Annotated in this window: 12 protein-coding genes; 5 read left to right on the plus strand and 7 right to left on the minus strand. The window is 42.7% G+C overall.

Features of this window, described 5'->3' with window-relative positions; all coding sequences use genetic code 11:
* Positions 1 to 137: 137 nt before the first annotated feature.
* From OO007_RS06775 to purU, 3 genes are all read right to left on the minus strand, one after another.
* Positions 138 to 767, minus strand: a complete 630-nt coding sequence (locus OO007_RS06775; RefSeq protein ID WP_131905501.1) for a helix-turn-helix domain-containing protein — start codon at positions 765 to 767, stop codon at positions 138 to 140.
* Positions 768 to 875: 108 nt separating this feature from the next.
* A complete protein-coding gene (locus OO007_RS06780) occupies positions 876 to 3326 on the minus strand; it encodes a GcvT family protein (RefSeq protein ID WP_325808232.1) in 2451 nt (816 codons plus the stop codon).
* A 60-nt stretch (positions 3327 to 3386) separates the two neighbouring features.
* Positions 3387 to 4235: a formyltetrahydrofolate deformylase gene (gene purU / locus OO007_RS06785; protein ID WP_325808233.1), complete on the minus strand. Its 849-nt coding sequence runs from the start codon at positions 4233 to 4235 to the stop codon at positions 3387 to 3389.
* A 245-nt stretch (positions 4236 to 4480) separates the two neighbouring features.
* Between purU and OO007_RS06790 the strand changes: the two genes are divergently transcribed.
* The 3 genes from OO007_RS06790 (at position 4481) to OO007_RS06800 (ending at position 7975) form a co-directional block, all read left to right on the plus strand.
* A complete protein-coding gene (locus OO007_RS06790; RefSeq protein ID WP_325808234.1) occupies positions 4481 to 6499 on the plus strand; it encodes a hydantoinase/oxoprolinase family protein in 2019 nt (672 codons plus the stop codon).
* Positions 6500 to 6501: 2 nt separating this feature from the next.
* Positions 6502 to 7431 (plus strand): amidohydrolase family protein, encoded by a 930-nt coding sequence (locus OO007_RS06795; protein WP_325808235.1) that lies wholly within the window; start codon positions 6502 to 6504, stop codon positions 7429 to 7431.
* Positions 7432 to 7636: 205 nt separating this feature from the next.
* Positions 7637 to 7975: a DMT family transporter gene (locus tag OO007_RS06800; RefSeq protein WP_325808236.1), complete on the plus strand. Its 339-nt coding sequence runs from the start codon at positions 7637 to 7639 to the stop codon at positions 7973 to 7975.
* A gap of 33 nt (positions 7976 to 8008) precedes the next feature.
* Here the strand turns inward: OO007_RS06800 and OO007_RS06805 are convergent, their stop codons facing one another.
* Positions 8009 to 8635, minus strand: a complete 627-nt coding sequence (locus tag OO007_RS06805) for a response regulator (RefSeq protein WP_325808237.1) — start codon at positions 8633 to 8635, stop codon at positions 8009 to 8011.
* Positions 8628 to 10466 carry a sensor histidine kinase gene (locus OO007_RS06810; RefSeq protein WP_325808238.1) on the minus strand — a complete coding sequence of 613 codons (1839 nt, stop codon included), beginning with the start codon at positions 10464 to 10466 and terminating at the stop codon, positions 8628 to 8630. The genes OO007_RS06805 and OO007_RS06810 overlap by 8 nt, the downstream gene beginning before the upstream one ends.
* A 163-nt stretch (positions 10467 to 10629) precedes the next feature.
* On the opposite strand from OO007_RS06810, the gene OO007_RS06815 reads away from it, so the two are divergent.
* Both OO007_RS06815 and OO007_RS06820 read left to right on the plus strand, forming a co-directional pair.
* The gene (locus OO007_RS06815; protein ID WP_131905493.1) at positions 10630 to 11631 is read left to right on the plus strand and encodes a TAXI family TRAP transporter solute-binding subunit; all 1002 of its coding nucleotides are present in this window, start codon (positions 10630 to 10632) and stop codon (positions 11629 to 11631) included.
* 246 nt (positions 11632 to 11877) lie between these two features.
* The gene (locus OO007_RS06820) at positions 11878 to 14061 is read left to right on the plus strand and encodes a TRAP transporter permease (protein ID WP_325808239.1); all 2184 of its coding nucleotides are present in this window, start codon (positions 11878 to 11880) and stop codon (positions 14059 to 14061) included.
* 163 nt (positions 14062 to 14224) lie between these two features.
* Here the strand turns inward: OO007_RS06820 and rraA are convergent, their stop codons facing one another.
* Positions 14225 to 14731, minus strand: a complete 507-nt coding sequence (rraA, locus tag OO007_RS06825; protein ID WP_131905491.1) for a ribonuclease E activity regulator RraA — start codon at positions 14729 to 14731, stop codon at positions 14225 to 14227.
* Positions 14732 to 14885: 154 nt separating this feature from the next.
* Entirely contained in the window at positions 14886 to 16484 is a 1599-nt protein-coding gene (locus tag OO007_RS06830; RefSeq protein WP_131905490.1) for an isocitrate lyase, read from the minus strand.
* Positions 16485 to 16805: the final 321 nt, after the last annotated feature.

The following is a 16805-nucleotide window of genomic DNA, read 5'->3' on the forward strand; positions in this document are numbered from 1 at the left end:
TATCTTTAGTGTGAGAGAATTGCAGAATGCAGAACCTTCAAAGAAAATAGCATAGTTAACAAAATCATCAAACTCACTTTAGTGGTAATTATCTACGGATTAGATAGCAAGCTTATGCGTGTTTATGACTAGATGATTTAGTAGTTCTGTGAAGTGAGTACCCAGATGATGACGGTTTTTTCTGTCTTTGACGGGTTTTTGTAGAAATGTTGTTTGTCATCGTAGATGGAAAAGCTATCACCTTCTTCCAGAGTGAATTGCTTGCTGTCTATGGTGAGTTCTAAGGTGCCGGAAAGTACCACGCCGGCATCTTCACCACCTTTGCGTTGGCGTGGCTCTGGGTCGCTTACAGTGCCTGGTTCCAGCGTGGTTTGTAACATCATGATTTCACCACTGAGTCGTGGCGAGAGTAATTCTTCGCTAACGCCGGTACCTGAAAACTCAAGATGACGGCGAGTGTTACGTCGCACAATATAGTCGACTTCATCTTCTTTTTGCGGTGTGTCGGTGTGGAAAAACCAGGTGATCTGAACTTCCAGTGTATCGCTAATCGCCTGTAATACAGGAATCGGTAACGATGAAACGCCGCGTTCTACCTGACTCAGATAGCCTACGGATTTATTGATCTGGTGTGCGAGATAACTAATCGTCATGCCTTTGGATTTACGCAGGTCACGGATTTGCTGACCAAGGCGTAAATTGCCCTGGTTAGCTTCAGCATTAGCAGCTTCTGTCTCGTTTAATCTGTCTGTAAAGGTTTTAGACATTCAGTTGTTGTTCTCTCTATCAATGACTGTGAAATAGCTTATTGTGCTTTTATCAAAAAAGTAAGCTAAAAAAGGCACCAAAGGTGGGGGGTGCCTTTTTGCTAATGATTAACACTTAATCTTTTCCATTTTTGGGTCGTAGAATGAAGAGAATGAAGGTTTTACCTTGTAACGAACACATTCTACTTCAATTTCAAACTCACTCGCTTCTAGCCATGCTTTATCAATACCACCGTCATATTCTACATAACCCATTGCGATTGTCGCCCCCATTGTATGACCAAACATACCGGATGTCACACGGCCGGCAATTTTACCATTCGCGTAGATAGGTTCTTCGTGATAACACATGGGTTGGTCGTCTTCAAACAGGAAGGCAACAAAGCGTTTGGTGAGTAAACCTTTCTCTTTTTGCGCGAGTAGGGCTTCTTTGCCAATAAATCCACCTTCTTTGTTGAAGTCAGAAGCAAAACTCAAGCCTGCTTCTAATGCTGTGTCTTCGTCGGTGATGTCATGACCCCAGTGACGATAGCATTTTTCCATACGCAGTGAGTTCATGGTGTGATAACCATAAGGTTTGATAGCAAACTCTTCACCTGCATCCATAATTGCATCAAACACACTTGGCGCGAATTCTGTTGGTACGTAAAGCTCCCAACCTAATTCGCCGACATAGGTAATACGTGAGGCACGAACCAGCGCGTATTGCATATCAATTTCTTTAGAGTTTGCGAAAGGGAAAGCTTCGTGTGACATATCAGCTTCTGTAAGTTTGCTGAGTGTGTCGCGCGACTTTGGCCCCATCACGGTTATTACGGCATAAGCAGATGTCATGTCGTTGATCACAACATATTCATCGTCTTGTTTATTACGGTGTAACCAAGCCAAATCACGTGTTTGACACGCAACGCCCGAAACTATCAGATAGGCATCTTCACGGGTACGGGTAAGTGTCACATCTGCTTCGATACCACCACGATCATTCAACCATTGGGTGTAAACCATTTTGCCCACGGCTACATCGATATTATTCGAACAGATACGATTCATAAACTTGACCACATCCGGTCCTTCAACCTGATATTTAGAGAATGAACTTTGATCAATCACACCAACGCCATTACGTACGTTTTCGTGTTCGCGTTTATTATTATCGAACCAGTTTTGTCTGCCAAAAGAGTATTCGTACTTGCGTTCCTGACCTTCGTCAGCAAACCAGTTAGGGCGTTCCCAACCGTTTTCGCAGCCAAATACTGCACCTAGTTTTTCTAATTGAGCATGTAGGACTGAGCGTCTTACACCACGCGCTGTTCTGAATTGTTTAAATGGGAAGTGTGTTTCATACAACAACCCAAGCGTTTCGGTAGTGCGCTCAAACAGGTAGCGCTGAGTCCCCTGAAAGGGATTGTTGCGGCGGATATCCACGGGCCATAAATCTTGGGGTGGGTGGTCTTTCTGAATCCACTCTGCCAATACTTTACCCGCACCGCCAGCAGATTGAATACCAACGGAGTTAAAACCTGCAGCGACAAAGTAATTGCGACATTCTGGTGATTCACCTAGCTGGTAACGGTCATCTGGCGTGAATGATTCAGGGCCATTGAAGAAGAGTTGTAAACCGGTTTCCTGTAGTTCTGGAATACGGTGCATCGCTGCTTCGAGATAAGGCTCTAAATGATCAAAGTCATCCGGAATCTGGTCAAAACTAAAATCTTCCGAGATGCCGTTCATGCCCCATGGTTTAGCGCCAGGCTCAAACATGCCTACCAGTAATTGACCACCTTCAGGTTTGTAGTAACAGTAGCCATCCATATCGCGCATTGTTGGCAAATGGTCTTGTAGATTAGGCATTTTTTCAGTAACGACATAGAAATGTTCTGCGGCGTGTAACGGAACGTTCACGCCGGCTTTTTTACCGAATTCACGCGCCCACATGCCGGCACAGTTGACCACGATTTCAGCTTCAATTTCGCCGTGTTCGGTTGCTACACCGGCGGCTTTACCGTTTTTAACAATCATGTCGATGACTTTGGTGTTCTCAAAAATTTGAGCACCACCGTTCTTCGCACCACGTGCTAATGCATTGGTCAGATCAACCGGACTCGCCATGCCATCATCGGGTAAATGAATCGCACCGACAACGTCTTCGATATTTAATAATGGCCAGATTTCTTTAGCTTGATTGGGGTCGATAACATCACAGGGAAAACCTGCGACTTTCGCCATCGAAGCACCACGCTTGAGCTCGGCAAGGCGTTCCTTATTTGTTGCAATGGTTAATGAGCCATTGCGTACATAGCCTGTTGCCTGTCCGGTTTCTTCTTCCAGCTTGCCGTAAAGTTCCGCGCTGTATTTTGCCAGCATCGACATGCTGTAATTAGCGCGCAGTGTAGGTACAAGACCTGCAGCGTGCCAGGTTGTGCCACAGGTTAGTGTTTTGCGTTCGAGTAACACCACATCGGTGATACCTAATTTTGTTAGGTGATAGGCAAGACTACAACCGATAACGCCGCCGCCGACAATGACGACTTGTGCTGAAGAAGGTAATGCTTTACTCATGGTGTTGCTCCCAAAAGGGGTTGATGTGATGTTAACTTTTTAATCTATGCGTATATTTTTTTAGAATACGATGGTCTTATTTCCATGAACCAGAATACGATCTTCAAGATGCGCTCTCAGGCCACGGGCTAAAACCAATTTTTCCGTGTCTTTACCTAAACGGACTAAATCTTCGACTTTATTACGGTGATTAACACGCGATACATCCTGTTCGATAATTGGACCTTGGTCCAGATCTTCAGTGACGTAATGACAGGTTGCTCCAATCAATTTCACGCCACGAATCGATGCCTGATGATAAGGCTTAGCACCAATAAATGATGGTAGGAAACTGTGATGAATGTTGATCACTTTGTGAGGATATAAAGCACATAAGGTCGGCGGTAGAATTTGCATATAGCGTGCGAGTACGATTGTATCGCCCTGATACTCTTTAATGAGTCTTTCTACTTCATCAAAACCCGGTTGCTTATTGTCTTTTTCGATCACTACTTTGTGATAGGGAATACCATAGTGCTCGACCAAACCGCGCATATCATCATGATTTGAAATAACACAAGGGATCTCACAGTTAAGTTCGCCGCTATGCCAACGATCTAGCAAATCTGATAAACAATGAGAGGCTTTACTCGCCATCATAATGACTTTTTTAGGAACAGTGCTATCTTCTAGTTTCCAGTTAAAGTTTAGTGATTCAGCGAGGGGCGTGAGTAATTCCCGAAGTCCTTCCAGATCTACATCGATTGAATCGGCGAGGATTTCGATACGCGAGAAAAACCATTTTGTTTCATCATCAGAATGTTGAGATGCATCTGATATCCAGCCTTTATGTTCGGTAATCAGAGTACTAACTTGATTGACGATACCAATTGAATCTGGGCAATCGAATGTGAGTCGATAAGTGTGCATGGCTGTGTCCTTCGTTAAAGAGTTTAAATCGGTTTAATAGCTAACGTTAAAGCGATTGTAGAACAACAAATGAAAAAAACCAGAAAATTTTCATTTTAATGATGAAAAATGAAAATTTGTACCTGTAATCATCTTTTAAGCATCTATAAAAAATAGTCCTAAAGCATTTATAAGATGTCGGGATAAGATTAAATAGCGGTCAGCAGAGAACAGTGACAATAGAAATATCAGGCAATAATTAGTTTATGAATGAACACTTTACAATAGGAATTGATACCGGCGGAACCTACACCGATGCGGTAGTCGTAGATACAGCAAAACGTGAGATTTTAGCCAGTGCCAAATCACTCACCACACATGGCAATTTATCTTTGGGTGTGATCGATGCCTTACAACAAGCACTCGGCGCGGCAGATATTAGGACTCAAAAAGAAAAAAATAGAAAATTTGATGTTTCTGAAATCGCTCTAGTGTCACTTTCAACTACCTTGGCGACGAATGCTTTAGTGGAAGGACAAGGCTCATCGCTTGTTGTTTTCTTATTGGGCTTTAACGACGCAATGGTTGAACGTACTGAAATTGCCAAGGCGATTCCTGATGCGAAAATAATCCGCATTGATGGTGGCCATGTGTATACAGGTAAAGAACAACAAGCACTCGATACCGATACCATCCGCGAAGCTTTAGCCAGTGATAAAGGCAAAGCAGATGCCTACGCTGTCGCAGGTCATTATTCGGTGCGCAATCAAGCACACGAACGTGAAGCTGCAGAATTAATCAAATCAATCACCGGTGCGCCAGTGACAGCATCTTGTGATCTATCTGATTCTTTGAATGGTCCAAAGCGTGCCTTAACGGCTGGGTTTAATGCGCAGATTGTATCGTTAATCGTACAGCTAGAATCTGCCGTTCGTGAGGCTTTGCACACACTGGGTATTGATGCACCGATTATGATCGTGAAGGGTGATGGCTCAATTGCCCGCGCAGATTCAGTGATGTATACGCCGATAGAAACGATTTTATCAGGTCCTGCTGCGAGTGTTATTGGTGCGCGATATTTAACCGGTGAAAAGGATTTCCTGATTTCTGATATGGGGGGAACCACAACTGACGTAGCAACGGTTGTTGATGGTTGGCCAGCATTGAATGAAGCAGGTGCTGACGTTGGTGGTTACCGCACATTGGTAAAGGCGATCGATATGAAAACTTTAGGTCTGGGTGGAGACAGTGAAGTTGAAATCGATGGATTACAACATATTCAATTATTACCTAATCGTGCATTGCCGTTATCGATGTTGGCGATGCGTTTCCCACATATCGAAGAAGAATTGGCGGCCGCACTCACTGCGAATAGCGGTATGCATTCGGCATTGCAGTACTTGTTGTTGCAATCATCGATTGAGTCTTCTGATTTTAGCGAGCGTGAACAAGAGCTATTAAGCGTATTGAGTACCGAGAAACCGATTCTATTTCGTGAAGCGATTGTCTCGGCTAAAGATCGCAGTACCTTAAAAAGGCTTATAAGTAGGGGGGTGGTAAGAATGTCTGGCTTTACTCCCAGTGATGCTGCGCACGTATTGGGACTGCAATCACAATGGAATACCAAAGCCGCATTTTCAGCGTGTGAATTATTAGGTCGTGCTACGGGGTATGTGAGCAATAACAATACCGCAGAAAAAATTCAGGCACTGGCACAAAAAATACATGATGCAGTGGTAACAAAGAGTACGCGTTTGATGATCGATCAGCTGGCTGCTCAGTCATTTTCTGAGAATGATGTCTTGGTCAATGCGGTCGCTTCTGGCAATCCGCTAATCAAAGATTTAAACATTACATTTGAATCTCGCATTCCCCTGGTTGCTGTTGGTGGACCTGCTGAAATCTTCTATCCAAACGTGGGCGAGCGTCTAGGTCAGCCAGTATTAATCCCCACATACAGTGCAGTGGCTAATGCGATTGGTGCGGCTGTTGGCCATGTGAAATCCAGTTGCATCATAGAAGTCACTTTGCACGAAAAGCAGGGGTTTCAGATTCATGCACCAGATGAAGTGATTCATGTCGAATCTGCCACTAGGGCATTGGATATTGCCAAAGATATGGCTATCACAGCGGTCTCTCATGATTTGATCACCAAAGGTGGTGAAGTCCAGAATAAAGAAGATATTACGGTAAACATCGACCGCATTGAAATACCAGGGATGGAGGGTGATGCGGGTTTGATTAGTGCTAAAATTACGGCTGAATGTGAAAGTCACGCGAGTTAGCCATGAAATTAAGTCAGTCTCTTATTGTATTTTTTATTTGCAACTTACTGTTGATAGCTGCTGTTAGCGCTACAGAGCAGGATGCGAATAAGAGCCAATATAAAGATTCTGTTTTTGATATGCACATGCATTACAAATGGAGCCAAAAAGAAGTCACGTCACCGGAACAGGCCGTACAGTATTTAAATCAGCATAATATTTCTCACGCTGTGGTTATCGGCAAACCCGCTAAAAATGCACTGTTGTTACAAAAGCTGGCACCTGAAAAAGTCATCGCTATTTATAGCCCTTATCGAGATTCGCAAGACTGGTATCGCTGGCAACGTAATGAGAAAGTATTGGTTGAGGCACGAAAAGCACTCGCTTCTGGTGATTATCATGGCGTAGGAGAGCTGCATATTTTGGGTGGCGGTTTTGCACGAAAACTGGATTCATCTAATGTGTTAAGCGGTTTGCTTAAACTTGTGGTTGAGTACGATGTGCCGATTATGATTCATACGGAATTTTCGAAACCGAATTACATGTTGGCGATTTGCGAAAAGCACCCAAAGAGTAAAATCATCTGGGCGCATGCAGGTGCTGTATTAACGCCAGAACACGTTGATGAGGTTATGAGTAAATGTCCCAATGTATGGAGCGGTATGGGGGCCCGTGATCCGTGGCGGTATGTGAGCAATCAGCATACCGATGAAACTGGAAAACTATTACCCGCGTGGAAGGCACTTATGATTAAATACGCCGATCGCTTTCTGGTCGGATCAGATACCGTCTGGCCAGTAGATCAACTAGATGGTTGGAGCGAGCCTGATACCGGCTGGGAACAATTGGGAAGGTTCTGGGGATTTCATCGCAGTTGGTTGGCGCAACTTCCTGATGATGTGGCGATTAAAATTAAACGTGAAAATGCGCTGAAGTTATTTAGGGTTAATTAAGCTTAATAAAATTTAATCTATCAATTTACAATCCTGCGACTTACGGCTTTTGAACCCAATAAAAAAAGCCCCAAAGTAGGGGGGTGGCTTTGTGTTATTTGTAAAATCTACTGATTCATAAAAGAATGTGTATAACTAAAAGAATGTGTATAACTAAAAGAATGTGTATAACTAAAAAAATATGTATAACTAAAAGAGAAACGACATGAAAGAATTTACCTATTTATTTCTGGCGTTGGCAGTCATTGCTGAAGTCATTGCAACATCGAGTTTAAAAGCCACTGAAGAATTTACTAAAATCGTACCGACCATTGTGATGATTGTGGCTTATCTGGTGTCATTCTATTTTATGACGTTGGTACTAAAATTCATCCCATTAGGGATTACTTACGCAATCTGGTCGGGTGTGGGTATTGTATTGGTAACGTTTGTTGGCGCGTGGAAATACAAAGAAATTCCTGACTTACCGAGTATTCTGGGTATGGGCTTGATAATTTCAGGGGTTGTTGTGATTCATGTTTTCTCTAAAAATATCAATCACTGATCAGAATTAACAAAGCGTGTTTGGTTAAAACGCTTAATGAATAAATTCATTCCGGTTCAAATCATATTTAACCAGTTTTTCATTTAAGGTTCTGCGAGGTACATTTAATAACTCGCAGACCTTACCAATATTGCCATTACTTTCTTGCAAGGCCTGAATCAACAGTGATTTTTCAAAGTTCGCTACGTATTCTCTGAGGCGTTTCTTTTCATCTAAAGTGACGGTTTCTGAAACCATTTTTTTATGGTTGAAAGCCTCCAGTATTTTCAGTTCAAGCATCTTCGGGTCGAAAGGTTTTTCAACAAAGTCATAAGCGCCTAGATTCATCGCTTCAACCGCTGAAGGAATATCACCGTACGCGGTCATCAGAATAAATGGCGGTAATAGCCTATTGTCTCGAAGCGATTTGAGCACTTCCAAACCAGTCATTTTGGGCATGCGTAAGTCACAGATAATGACCCCGGAGAATGGCGTTGGGTAGTTTTCAAGAAATGAGACGCCATTATCGAAAACGGATACCTGATAACCTACGCGGGAATAATAATCTTCTAAGGCATCACGTAAGGCATAGTCATCTTCGATAATGAATAACTGGTTTTTTACCTCTTTAGTAGAATCATTTGCCGATTCTTTCTTTGGGGATGGCGTGTCATTACTCATTGTCATTGTTGTCCCTATCGTCTCTCAGGCTCTCGATTGCTTCATTATCATTACTATTCTGTATGGGTAGTGTAATTATAAAACAAGCGCCTCCTGTCGTCCTGTTTTCAACATGTAAAGTGCCGTTCAATTCGTGAATGATATTCAAAGAGATTGCCAGTCCTAATCCCATGCCAACTCCTGAAGGCTTTGTTGTGAAAAACGGTTCGAACAGTTCCTTGCGAATTTCTTCGCTCACTCCCGGGCCAGAATCTTCAATTTTTATAATCGCATTTTTTTCAGTACTTTCTAGTGAGAGTGTGATCCATTCTTGATCATTTTTAGCGTTGGCAGTTGTTGAAGTCTCCAGAATCGCTTCCATCGAGTTTTTCAAAAGATTGACGATGACTTGCTCTAATCTCACTCTGCCTGCCTGAACCATTACAGGGTCTTTGCCTTTTAGCACGTCGAGGCGAATACCGGCTTCTTCAATGGAAGGTTGTGTGGTGGTGATGGCGCCATTAATTGCTTTACGCAAATCCACCGACAAGGTTTCTTTGTCGCCACTGCGTGCGAAATAGCGTAACTGTTGGGTAATCGTAGTGAGTCGATTGACTAATTGATCGAGCTTGCTAAGGGTAGATATGGATCGAGAAGGATCAAAATTACTCTCGGTGGCTTGCTGTTGGTCCATGGTCAAATTAGCAATATAGGTGCGCATGGCGGCCAATGGCTGTCCTATTTCGTGCGTAATGGATGCCGATAATTGCCCCATAGCGGCGAGCTTACTGGTTCTTCGGAGTTCTACTTGGGCTTTTCTCAGCTTGTGTTCTATCTGTTTACGTTCTTCGATTTCCCGTTCTAGTGTCAGATTTAGTTTGCGTAACGCAGATGATTCGCCCTGTGATCTACGCAATGCCGTTCTATTGTTAATCCCCCTAATGATCAAAATAGCTGCCAAACCAAGAAGCAGTAGAATTATTACGCGAGACCAGAAAGCAAAGAGCTTTTCAGAAATCTGGCTACTGGGTATTAAATAATGAATTTTCCAGTTCATCACATTGGGTGATGCAATTGACTGAATATATTGCTGTTGTCGAATCCTGATGAAATGAGGTTTCTGGGGATTACTTTTAATGTCGAGTAAGGGGAGTGGGTTATTACCAAATTGTTTCTGTTCTTTTATGGCGATGTTTTGCTCGCTGTTTAACGGGCTTAAGGTGTTATATAGCCAGTCCTCTTTACTCGTGAGAATAATGACGTTGTTCTCATCGGCGACAAATACAGTTTCACCGTCTTGCGTACGGGTGTTCCAGTTATCTACAATCGATGAAAGTAAAACTTTGGCAACAATAACTGCCTTTACATTGCCTTTTTCTCGATAAGGGGCGGATACAAAATAGCCTGGAATATTGGTTGTGGCGCCAACACCAAAAAATTGACCTTTTTGTTGATTTAATGCCTGTTTGAAATAGGGACGGTAGCCATAATTTTTTCCTACAAAGCTATCTTTCTGATCCCAGTTGCTCGACGCAATGGTTTCGCCATCACGTTGCATAATATAAATCGCATCTACTTTGGAGGACTCTTTAAATGCCAACAAAGATTTATTCGCGAGTTCTGGTTGGTTGAATGCGAGCTCAAACAGATCGTTATTTTGACTGAGTACATGTGGTAAGTAATCGAAGCGGGCTAGTGCAGCTTCAAGCGCGTTACGATAAGTGTCTACGCCAATCTGTTGATTGTTGATGAGTTGATCTTGATAGGCGTTTTTCAACCAGTAATGAAGGGAAGCAGTTAATGCTGATAGAACGAAAAATCCTATCAATATTAGAATGTTCTTTTGTTTCATTTAGACGAATTTCCTCATTAAAACAGTATACGGATTTTGTAACCGTTTTGTTAAGCGGAAATCCGCCTAACGGTCTATCGATGTATTTTGATAGCCTATGGCAAATCGGTGAACACAAAGTTTACAACACGCCGGTGGATATTATATTCCTTAGGAGGAAAGCATGAAAAAACGATTATTATCAATCGCGGTTACCTCGTTGCTTACAATAAGTGTGAGTTCAGCAACTGCAGACACTAAAGATTACGTTCTAAATACAGCATCAACAGGTGGAACATACCATCCGGTTGGAACGGCTATTTCTACATTATCTAAAGTTAAATTATTACCTAAAGAAGGTTTCAGCCTTACAGCAGTTAACTCGGCAGGTTCTGGTGCTAACGTACAGGCATTAGGTGCTGGCACTGCAGATTTCGCAATCCTTCAGGGACTTTATGGTTCTTATGCAGCAACGGGCACAGGTCCGGTAACGGCAAAACAAACCAATATGCGTTCGGTTACCATGCTTTGGCAAAATGTTGAGCAGTTCATCGTAAGTAAAGATGATGCAAAAACAGGCACTATGGCTGATATGGTTGCATTAAAAGGCAAGTCGATGGGTTTTGGTAAGCAAAATTCAGGAACACTTGGTTCTAACAAAGTATTGATGCAGGGTCTTGGTGTTGATATCGAGAAAGACTACACGCTGGTTTACTCAGGTTACGGCCCGACAGCAGATGCATTAGCGAATGGTCAAGTATCTGGCGTTGGTATCCCTTCTGGAACACCAACGGGTGCAATCACTAAGCTGATGGCAGCAAATACGGGCAAATTCACACTGCTAAATACAACCCCTGAAGAAATGAAAAAGATGGATGGCGGACGTGAATTATGGACTCCGTTCACAATCAAAGCAGGTACTTACCCAGGACAAGATGCTGATGTAACCACGATCGCACAGCCTAACTTCCTGGCGGTTAATGCAAGCGTTGATGAGAATCACGTCTACCTGCTAACCAAAGCACTGTATGAAAACCTTCCATTCTTGCAAGCGATTCATAAAGCGACTAAAGCGATGAATAAAGACGCGGCAATGGCTGGTTTACCTGTACCACTTCACCCGGGTGCAGTTAAGTACTACAAAGAAATCGGTTTGACTGTTCCGGATCGTCTCATAGCAAAATAACCGCTATAACACCGCTATAAAATAGACACCCCCCAACTTTGGGGGTGTTTTTTCTTAATAAAAACCTTTCTCTCTATCTATGACTACTTCGTTGTAAGTATTTGTATTTCTGTGCATGAAGCTTTCTGCTTAGCACAAGTACGTCACGATTCAGTCCCGTAGAAAATGTTAACTAAGATCAGTTGGTCTTTGTTAAGAACGTTAGGTTTTGATCTAAATGTAAACATTATTGGTAGAGGTACCGCAATGTCTGAACAAACTAGTGAGTCTCATCTTCGTGATTCATGGCTCTTATTGAATGCTGAAAAGAAATCATCTCTGCAATGGATTATTGCGGCGTTTTCAGTCGTTTTCGGTGTTTGGCATATATTGACTAATCTGATGCTTAATGAGCCTGGCTTATGGCAAAACGCGATTCATTTTGCTGGTTTTGCGTTTCTCGCAGCTACGGTTTATAGCGCATTTGGTACTCACTCTGGAAAGCGTTGGGCAATTCATCTTGATGTGTGTTACGGCTTGCTGGTGGCATTTGCAGCTTTATGGGTAGCTGGTTCTGAATCCAGAATTTATGAAGACACCTTAGCTGTTACGGGGCAGTCATGGCAATTCAATGCTGTTGACTGGTTTGCCGGTGGTGTATTGCTGTTTGCCGCGGTGGATTTATCCAGACGTGTATCTGGTTGGGTCATTCCGATTCTGATTATTACATCGCTGGCGTATATTCTTGCTTTAGGTGAACATTTGCCAGGTGTCTTCAGAACAGCCAGTTTGCCTTTGAATGATGTTATGTTTCGTACGCTCTATAACGATGAGGGTATGTTTGGAATACTGGCGAGCATCTCATCAACTAATATCACGTTATTCATGATTTTTGGTGGATTTCTGGTGGTATCAGGCGCTAGTGATTTTGTTATTGAAATGTCGAAAATGGTCGCCGGTCGAATCAAAGGTGGCGCTGCTTTTGTCGCAGTTTTATCTTCTGCGCTTACCGGTACGATCAGTGGTTCGGCAATTGCTAATACGGCCTCTACCGGAGTTATTACTATTCCACTAATGAAATCAAATGGATTTCGCGGACGCTTTGCCGGTGGTGTTGAGGCTGCCGCTTCAACAGGAGGGCAGTTGATGCCGCCAATTATGGGTGCAGGTGCATTTGTAATGGCAAGTTATACGTCAATTCCATATTCGACCATTGTCGCTGTTTCTGTAGTCCCTGCGATTCTGTATTTTTTGTCGGTTGCTTTTATCGTTCGTATCGAAGCCATGAAATACGATGTAGGCAGTGATCAGGACTTGAGTATCGATAAGGGAAAGATCATTTCAGGTGGTTCTACGTTTGTCATTCCATTAGGTGTCATGATCTGGTTATTGATGAGTGGTGTTACGCCAAGTTACGCCGCATCATGGGCAATTGCGTCATTGGTGATCGTCTCCTGGTTAAATTTTCTTGCTGCAAAAATACTTAATCGAGATGATTTCAAGCCGCAGGTGATGAATCCCAAAAGAGTCGCGGAAGCATTCATGATGGGTATTCGTGCATCGATTTTAACAGGCGTGTTGCTCGTCGCTATCGGCATTATGAATAATGCGATAGTTACCAGTGGGATTGGTAATGGTTTCTCATTGATGATTGCTCAATGGTCCCAAGGTTCTGTGGTTTTAGCGATTGTACTGATTGGTTTAGCGTCACTGTTTCTGGGTATGGGCTTACCTGTTACTGCCGCTTATATCATTCTGGCAATTTTATGTGCGCCTGCGCTAGCGGGTATTATGGCGGACAAATTGATTGTGGCGCAGTTAGTGGAGGGGATAACGAATCCTGTACATAGCGCGTTATTCTTGCTGGTGGATAGTCCTCATGTCGCCAAAATAACAGAAGGGATGAGCTTAGAAAATGCACAGGCTTTGATGTCATCGATTCCTTTCGAAATTGCTGTGACACTTCGACCTGCATTAATCGATACAGAGCAATTGACCACTTATTTGTTGATTGCCCATTTAATTATCTTTTGGTTAAGTCAGGACAGTAATGTGACACCGCCCGTATGTTTGGCCGCATTTACTGCAGCGGGAATAGCTAAATCACCGCCCATGGCTACAGGGTTTCAAGCGTGGAAAATTGCCAAAGGTCTGTACATCGTTCCGTTGATGTTTGCCTATACGCCGTTGATTAGTGGGAATCTGCAAGAGGTGTTGCAATTAGGTTTCTTCGCGCTGTTCGGAATATATGCGTTGAATGCCTTGATGCAGTATTACGCCGAAGGGCCGCTTCAATTATGGCATGTGCCTTTGTTGGTGATTGGTATTATTGGTGCGTTCTGGCCATTAAATTGGGCAGCGAATATTGCCGGTGCGATATTTGTCGTTCTGACTGTGATGCTGAGTAAACGTAATGCCAGGCAAGCGACTTTTGAAAAGGTTGTTACTTAATACCCGCTGCTTTTGTAAAAGGCGACTGTAAAAAAGGTCACAGAAATAAAGCCACAGAAAAAGGCCTCAAAGTAGGGGGGTGTCATTATAATTATTCAATGACACCCTTTTTTACGAATTAATTGTCAAAATATTAATCTTGCCAGCTTATTTACAAAGGTATCTAAACTAATGCTTTTGGTGAAACAATGATGCCATCTTCATCAGCGTAAATAAAATCACCTGCATTGATGTGTAGCCCTAAAAAACTCACTTTAACATTGGTTTGTCCAACGCCGTTTTTAACGGTTTTTAATGGATGTGTTCCCAGTGCTTTAACGCCTAACTCCATCGTCGACATTTCAACTGAGTCACGTACACAACCATTTATAATCACACCGTTCCAACCATTTTCAGCTGCTTTAGCTGCGAGCATGTCGCCTAATACAGCACGTCGCATCGATGCGCCTGCATCGATCACTAATACTTTGCCGTTACCATTTGCATCTACTCCGCTTGAATTAACCTGATCACGAACGAGTTGGTTATCTTCAAACAGTTTCAAAGTAACAACTTCACCATGGATACGTGGACGACCGCCATAGTTGTTTAAGCAAGAGCCTACAACTTGAACGTCATCACAATTATCTCCACAAAACTCATCACATAAATCAGCGGTCAAAAATGGCATGGGTATTACTCCTTTTTAATTAATGGTTCGATTGTAAGGTTTACAATCTATTACTTTCAATAGTTAAATCCCGGAAACAACACGGCACACCAAATGGTGTGCCGTGTTGTTAAACAATTTAATCATCTATAAATAGATAATTAGCAATTCTCAATTATGAGAACTGGTTCATGGTGTTATCTTCACCAGCAGCTTTCAGTGCTGCATCGCCAGAGAAGTATTCTTTGTGATCATCACCCATATCTGAACCAGACATGTTCTGATGCTTAACACATGCGATACCTTCACGGATTTCTTTACGCTGAACACCTAGTACGTATCCAAGCATACCTTGCTCGCCGAAGTACTCTTTCGCAAGATTGTCAGTAGACAATGCTGCAGTGTGGTAAGTCGGTAGTGTGATTAGGTGATGGAAGATACCTGCTTCACGTGCGCCGTCAGCCTGGAATGTGCGGATCTTTTCATCAGCAGTATTTGCTAACTCAGTTCCATCGTATTTAACATCCATTAGTTCGTCGCGGTTGTATGCAGATACATCTTGTCCGGCTTCAGCCATCGCATCGAATACTTGCTGACGGAAGTTTAATGTCCAGTTGAATGATGGGCTGTTGTTGTAAACAAGCTTGGCATTCGGGATAACTTCACGTACTGCATTAACCATGCCGCCGATTTGAGCAACGTGTGGCTTCTCAGTTTCGATCCAGATCATGTCTGCGCCGTTGTTTAATGAAGTAATACAGTCAAGTACACAACGTGCTTCACCTGTGCCAGCTTTAAACTGGAATAGGTTAGATGGTAAACGCTTAGGACGTACAAGCTTGCCACCCTGGTTGATTACAACATCGCCGTTTTTCATATCTTCTGGAGATATTTCTTCACAATCAAGGAATGCATTGTATTGGTCGCCTAGATCGCCTGGCTCGTTAGATACAGCGATTTGCTTAGTTAGGCCAGCACCTAGTGAGTCAGTACGTGCAACGATAACACCGTTGTCGATACCAAGCTCAAGGAATGCGTAACGTACAGCACGGATTTTCGCTAGGAAGTCTTCGTGTGGAACAGTTACTTTACCGTCCTGGTGACCACATTGCTTTTCATCAGAAACCTGATTTTCGATCTGGATACAACATGCACCTGCTTCGATCATCTGCTTAGCCATTAGGTAAGTTGCTTCAGCGTTACCGAAACCAGCATCGATATCTGCAATTATTGGCACAACGTGAGTTACGTGGTTATCAATCTGGTCTTGTATTTCAGAAGCTTTTGCCATGTCGTCTGCATCGCGTGCAGCGTCTAGTTCACGAAAAAGACCACCTAATTCACGAGCGTCAGCTTGACGTAGGAATGTATATAATTCTTTGATTAAAGCGGCAACAGACGTTTTTTCGTGCATTGACTGGTCAGGTAATGGACCAAACTCAGAACGTAGTGCAGCTACCATCCAACCAGAAAGGTATAGGTAACGACGGTCAGTTTTGCCTTCAAAATGTTTCTTGATAGAAATCATTTTTTGCTGACCAATAAATCCATGCCAACAACCCAATGACTGAGTGTATAAAGATGAATCTTTGTCGTACGCTTCCATATCAGCGCGCATGATGTCTGCTGTGTATTGAGCGATGTCTAGACCATTCTTGAATCTGTTTTGAGCACGCATACGCGCTACTGATTCTGGATTTATGGCATCCCATGAAGATCCGTTGGTTTCTTTTAGTGCTGATGCAGCCTGTATATCATCTTGATACTGTGACATGTGTTCTCCTCCTTTTAACTGTATGTTTATACAGAGTTAAAAAAAATAAATTAAGTCATATTGGCCCGGGAAGGCGTAAGTAATGACTTTCCGCTATATGTTGCTGTGCAGCAACGTGGTGGGTAAGAGTATTAGAACTGCATTATTAAACAAGTAACTTATTTAAATTTTTACTATTCATCTCATGAATAGTGACAAGTAAAACTTTAGCAGCTTGATAAGTGCTGTTTATGTGGGTGACGGATAATATCGAGCATTTTGATTGTTTTCATATAGAGAAACGACTTGAAAGGTAGATACCTATCAAATTATCTTATATTT

The organism is Cocleimonas sp. KMM 6892, assembly GCF_035798195.1.
GTDB classification, from domain to species: Bacteria; Pseudomonadota; Gammaproteobacteria; order Thiotrichales; family Thiotrichaceae; genus Cocleimonas; species Cocleimonas flava.

Coding starts and splice junctions, on each gene's coding strand:
- OO007_RS06775 (WP_131905501.1), bottom strand. CDS start 767: ATGTCTAAAACCTTTACAGACAGATTAAACGAGACAGAAGCTGCTAAT.
- OO007_RS06780 (WP_325808232.1), bottom strand. CDS start 3,326: ATGAGTAAAGCATTACCTTCTTCAGCACAAGTCGTCATTGTCGGCGGC.
- purU (WP_325808233.1), bottom strand. CDS start 4,235: ATGCACACTTATCGACTCACATTCGATTGCCCAGATTCAATTGGTATC.
- OO007_RS06790 (WP_325808234.1), top strand. CDS start 4,481: ATGAATGAACACTTTACAATAGGAATTGATACCGGCGGAACCTACACC.
- OO007_RS06795 (WP_325808235.1), top strand. CDS start 6,502: ATGAAATTAAGTCAGTCTCTTATTGTATTTTTTATTTGCAACTTACTG.
- OO007_RS06800 (WP_325808236.1), top strand. CDS start 7,637: ATGAAAGAATTTACCTATTTATTTCTGGCGTTGGCAGTCATTGCTGAA.
- OO007_RS06805 (WP_325808237.1), bottom strand. CDS start 8,635: ATGAGTAATGACACGCCATCCCCAAAGAAAGAATCGGCAAATGATTCT.
- OO007_RS06810 (WP_325808238.1), bottom strand. CDS start 10,466: ATGAAACAAAAGAACATTCTAATATTGATAGGATTTTTCGTTCTATCA.
- OO007_RS06815 (WP_131905493.1), top strand. CDS start 10,630: ATGAAAAAACGATTATTATCAATCGCGGTTACCTCGTTGCTTACAATA.
- OO007_RS06820 (WP_325808239.1), top strand. CDS start 11,878: ATGTCTGAACAAACTAGTGAGTCTCATCTTCGTGATTCATGGCTCTTA.
- rraA (WP_131905491.1), bottom strand. CDS start 14,731: ATGCCATTTTTGACCGCTGATTTATGTGATGAGTTTTGTGGAGATAAT.
- OO007_RS06830 (WP_131905490.1), bottom strand. CDS start 16,484: ATGTCACAGTATCAAGATGATATACAGGCTGCATCAGCACTAAAAGAA.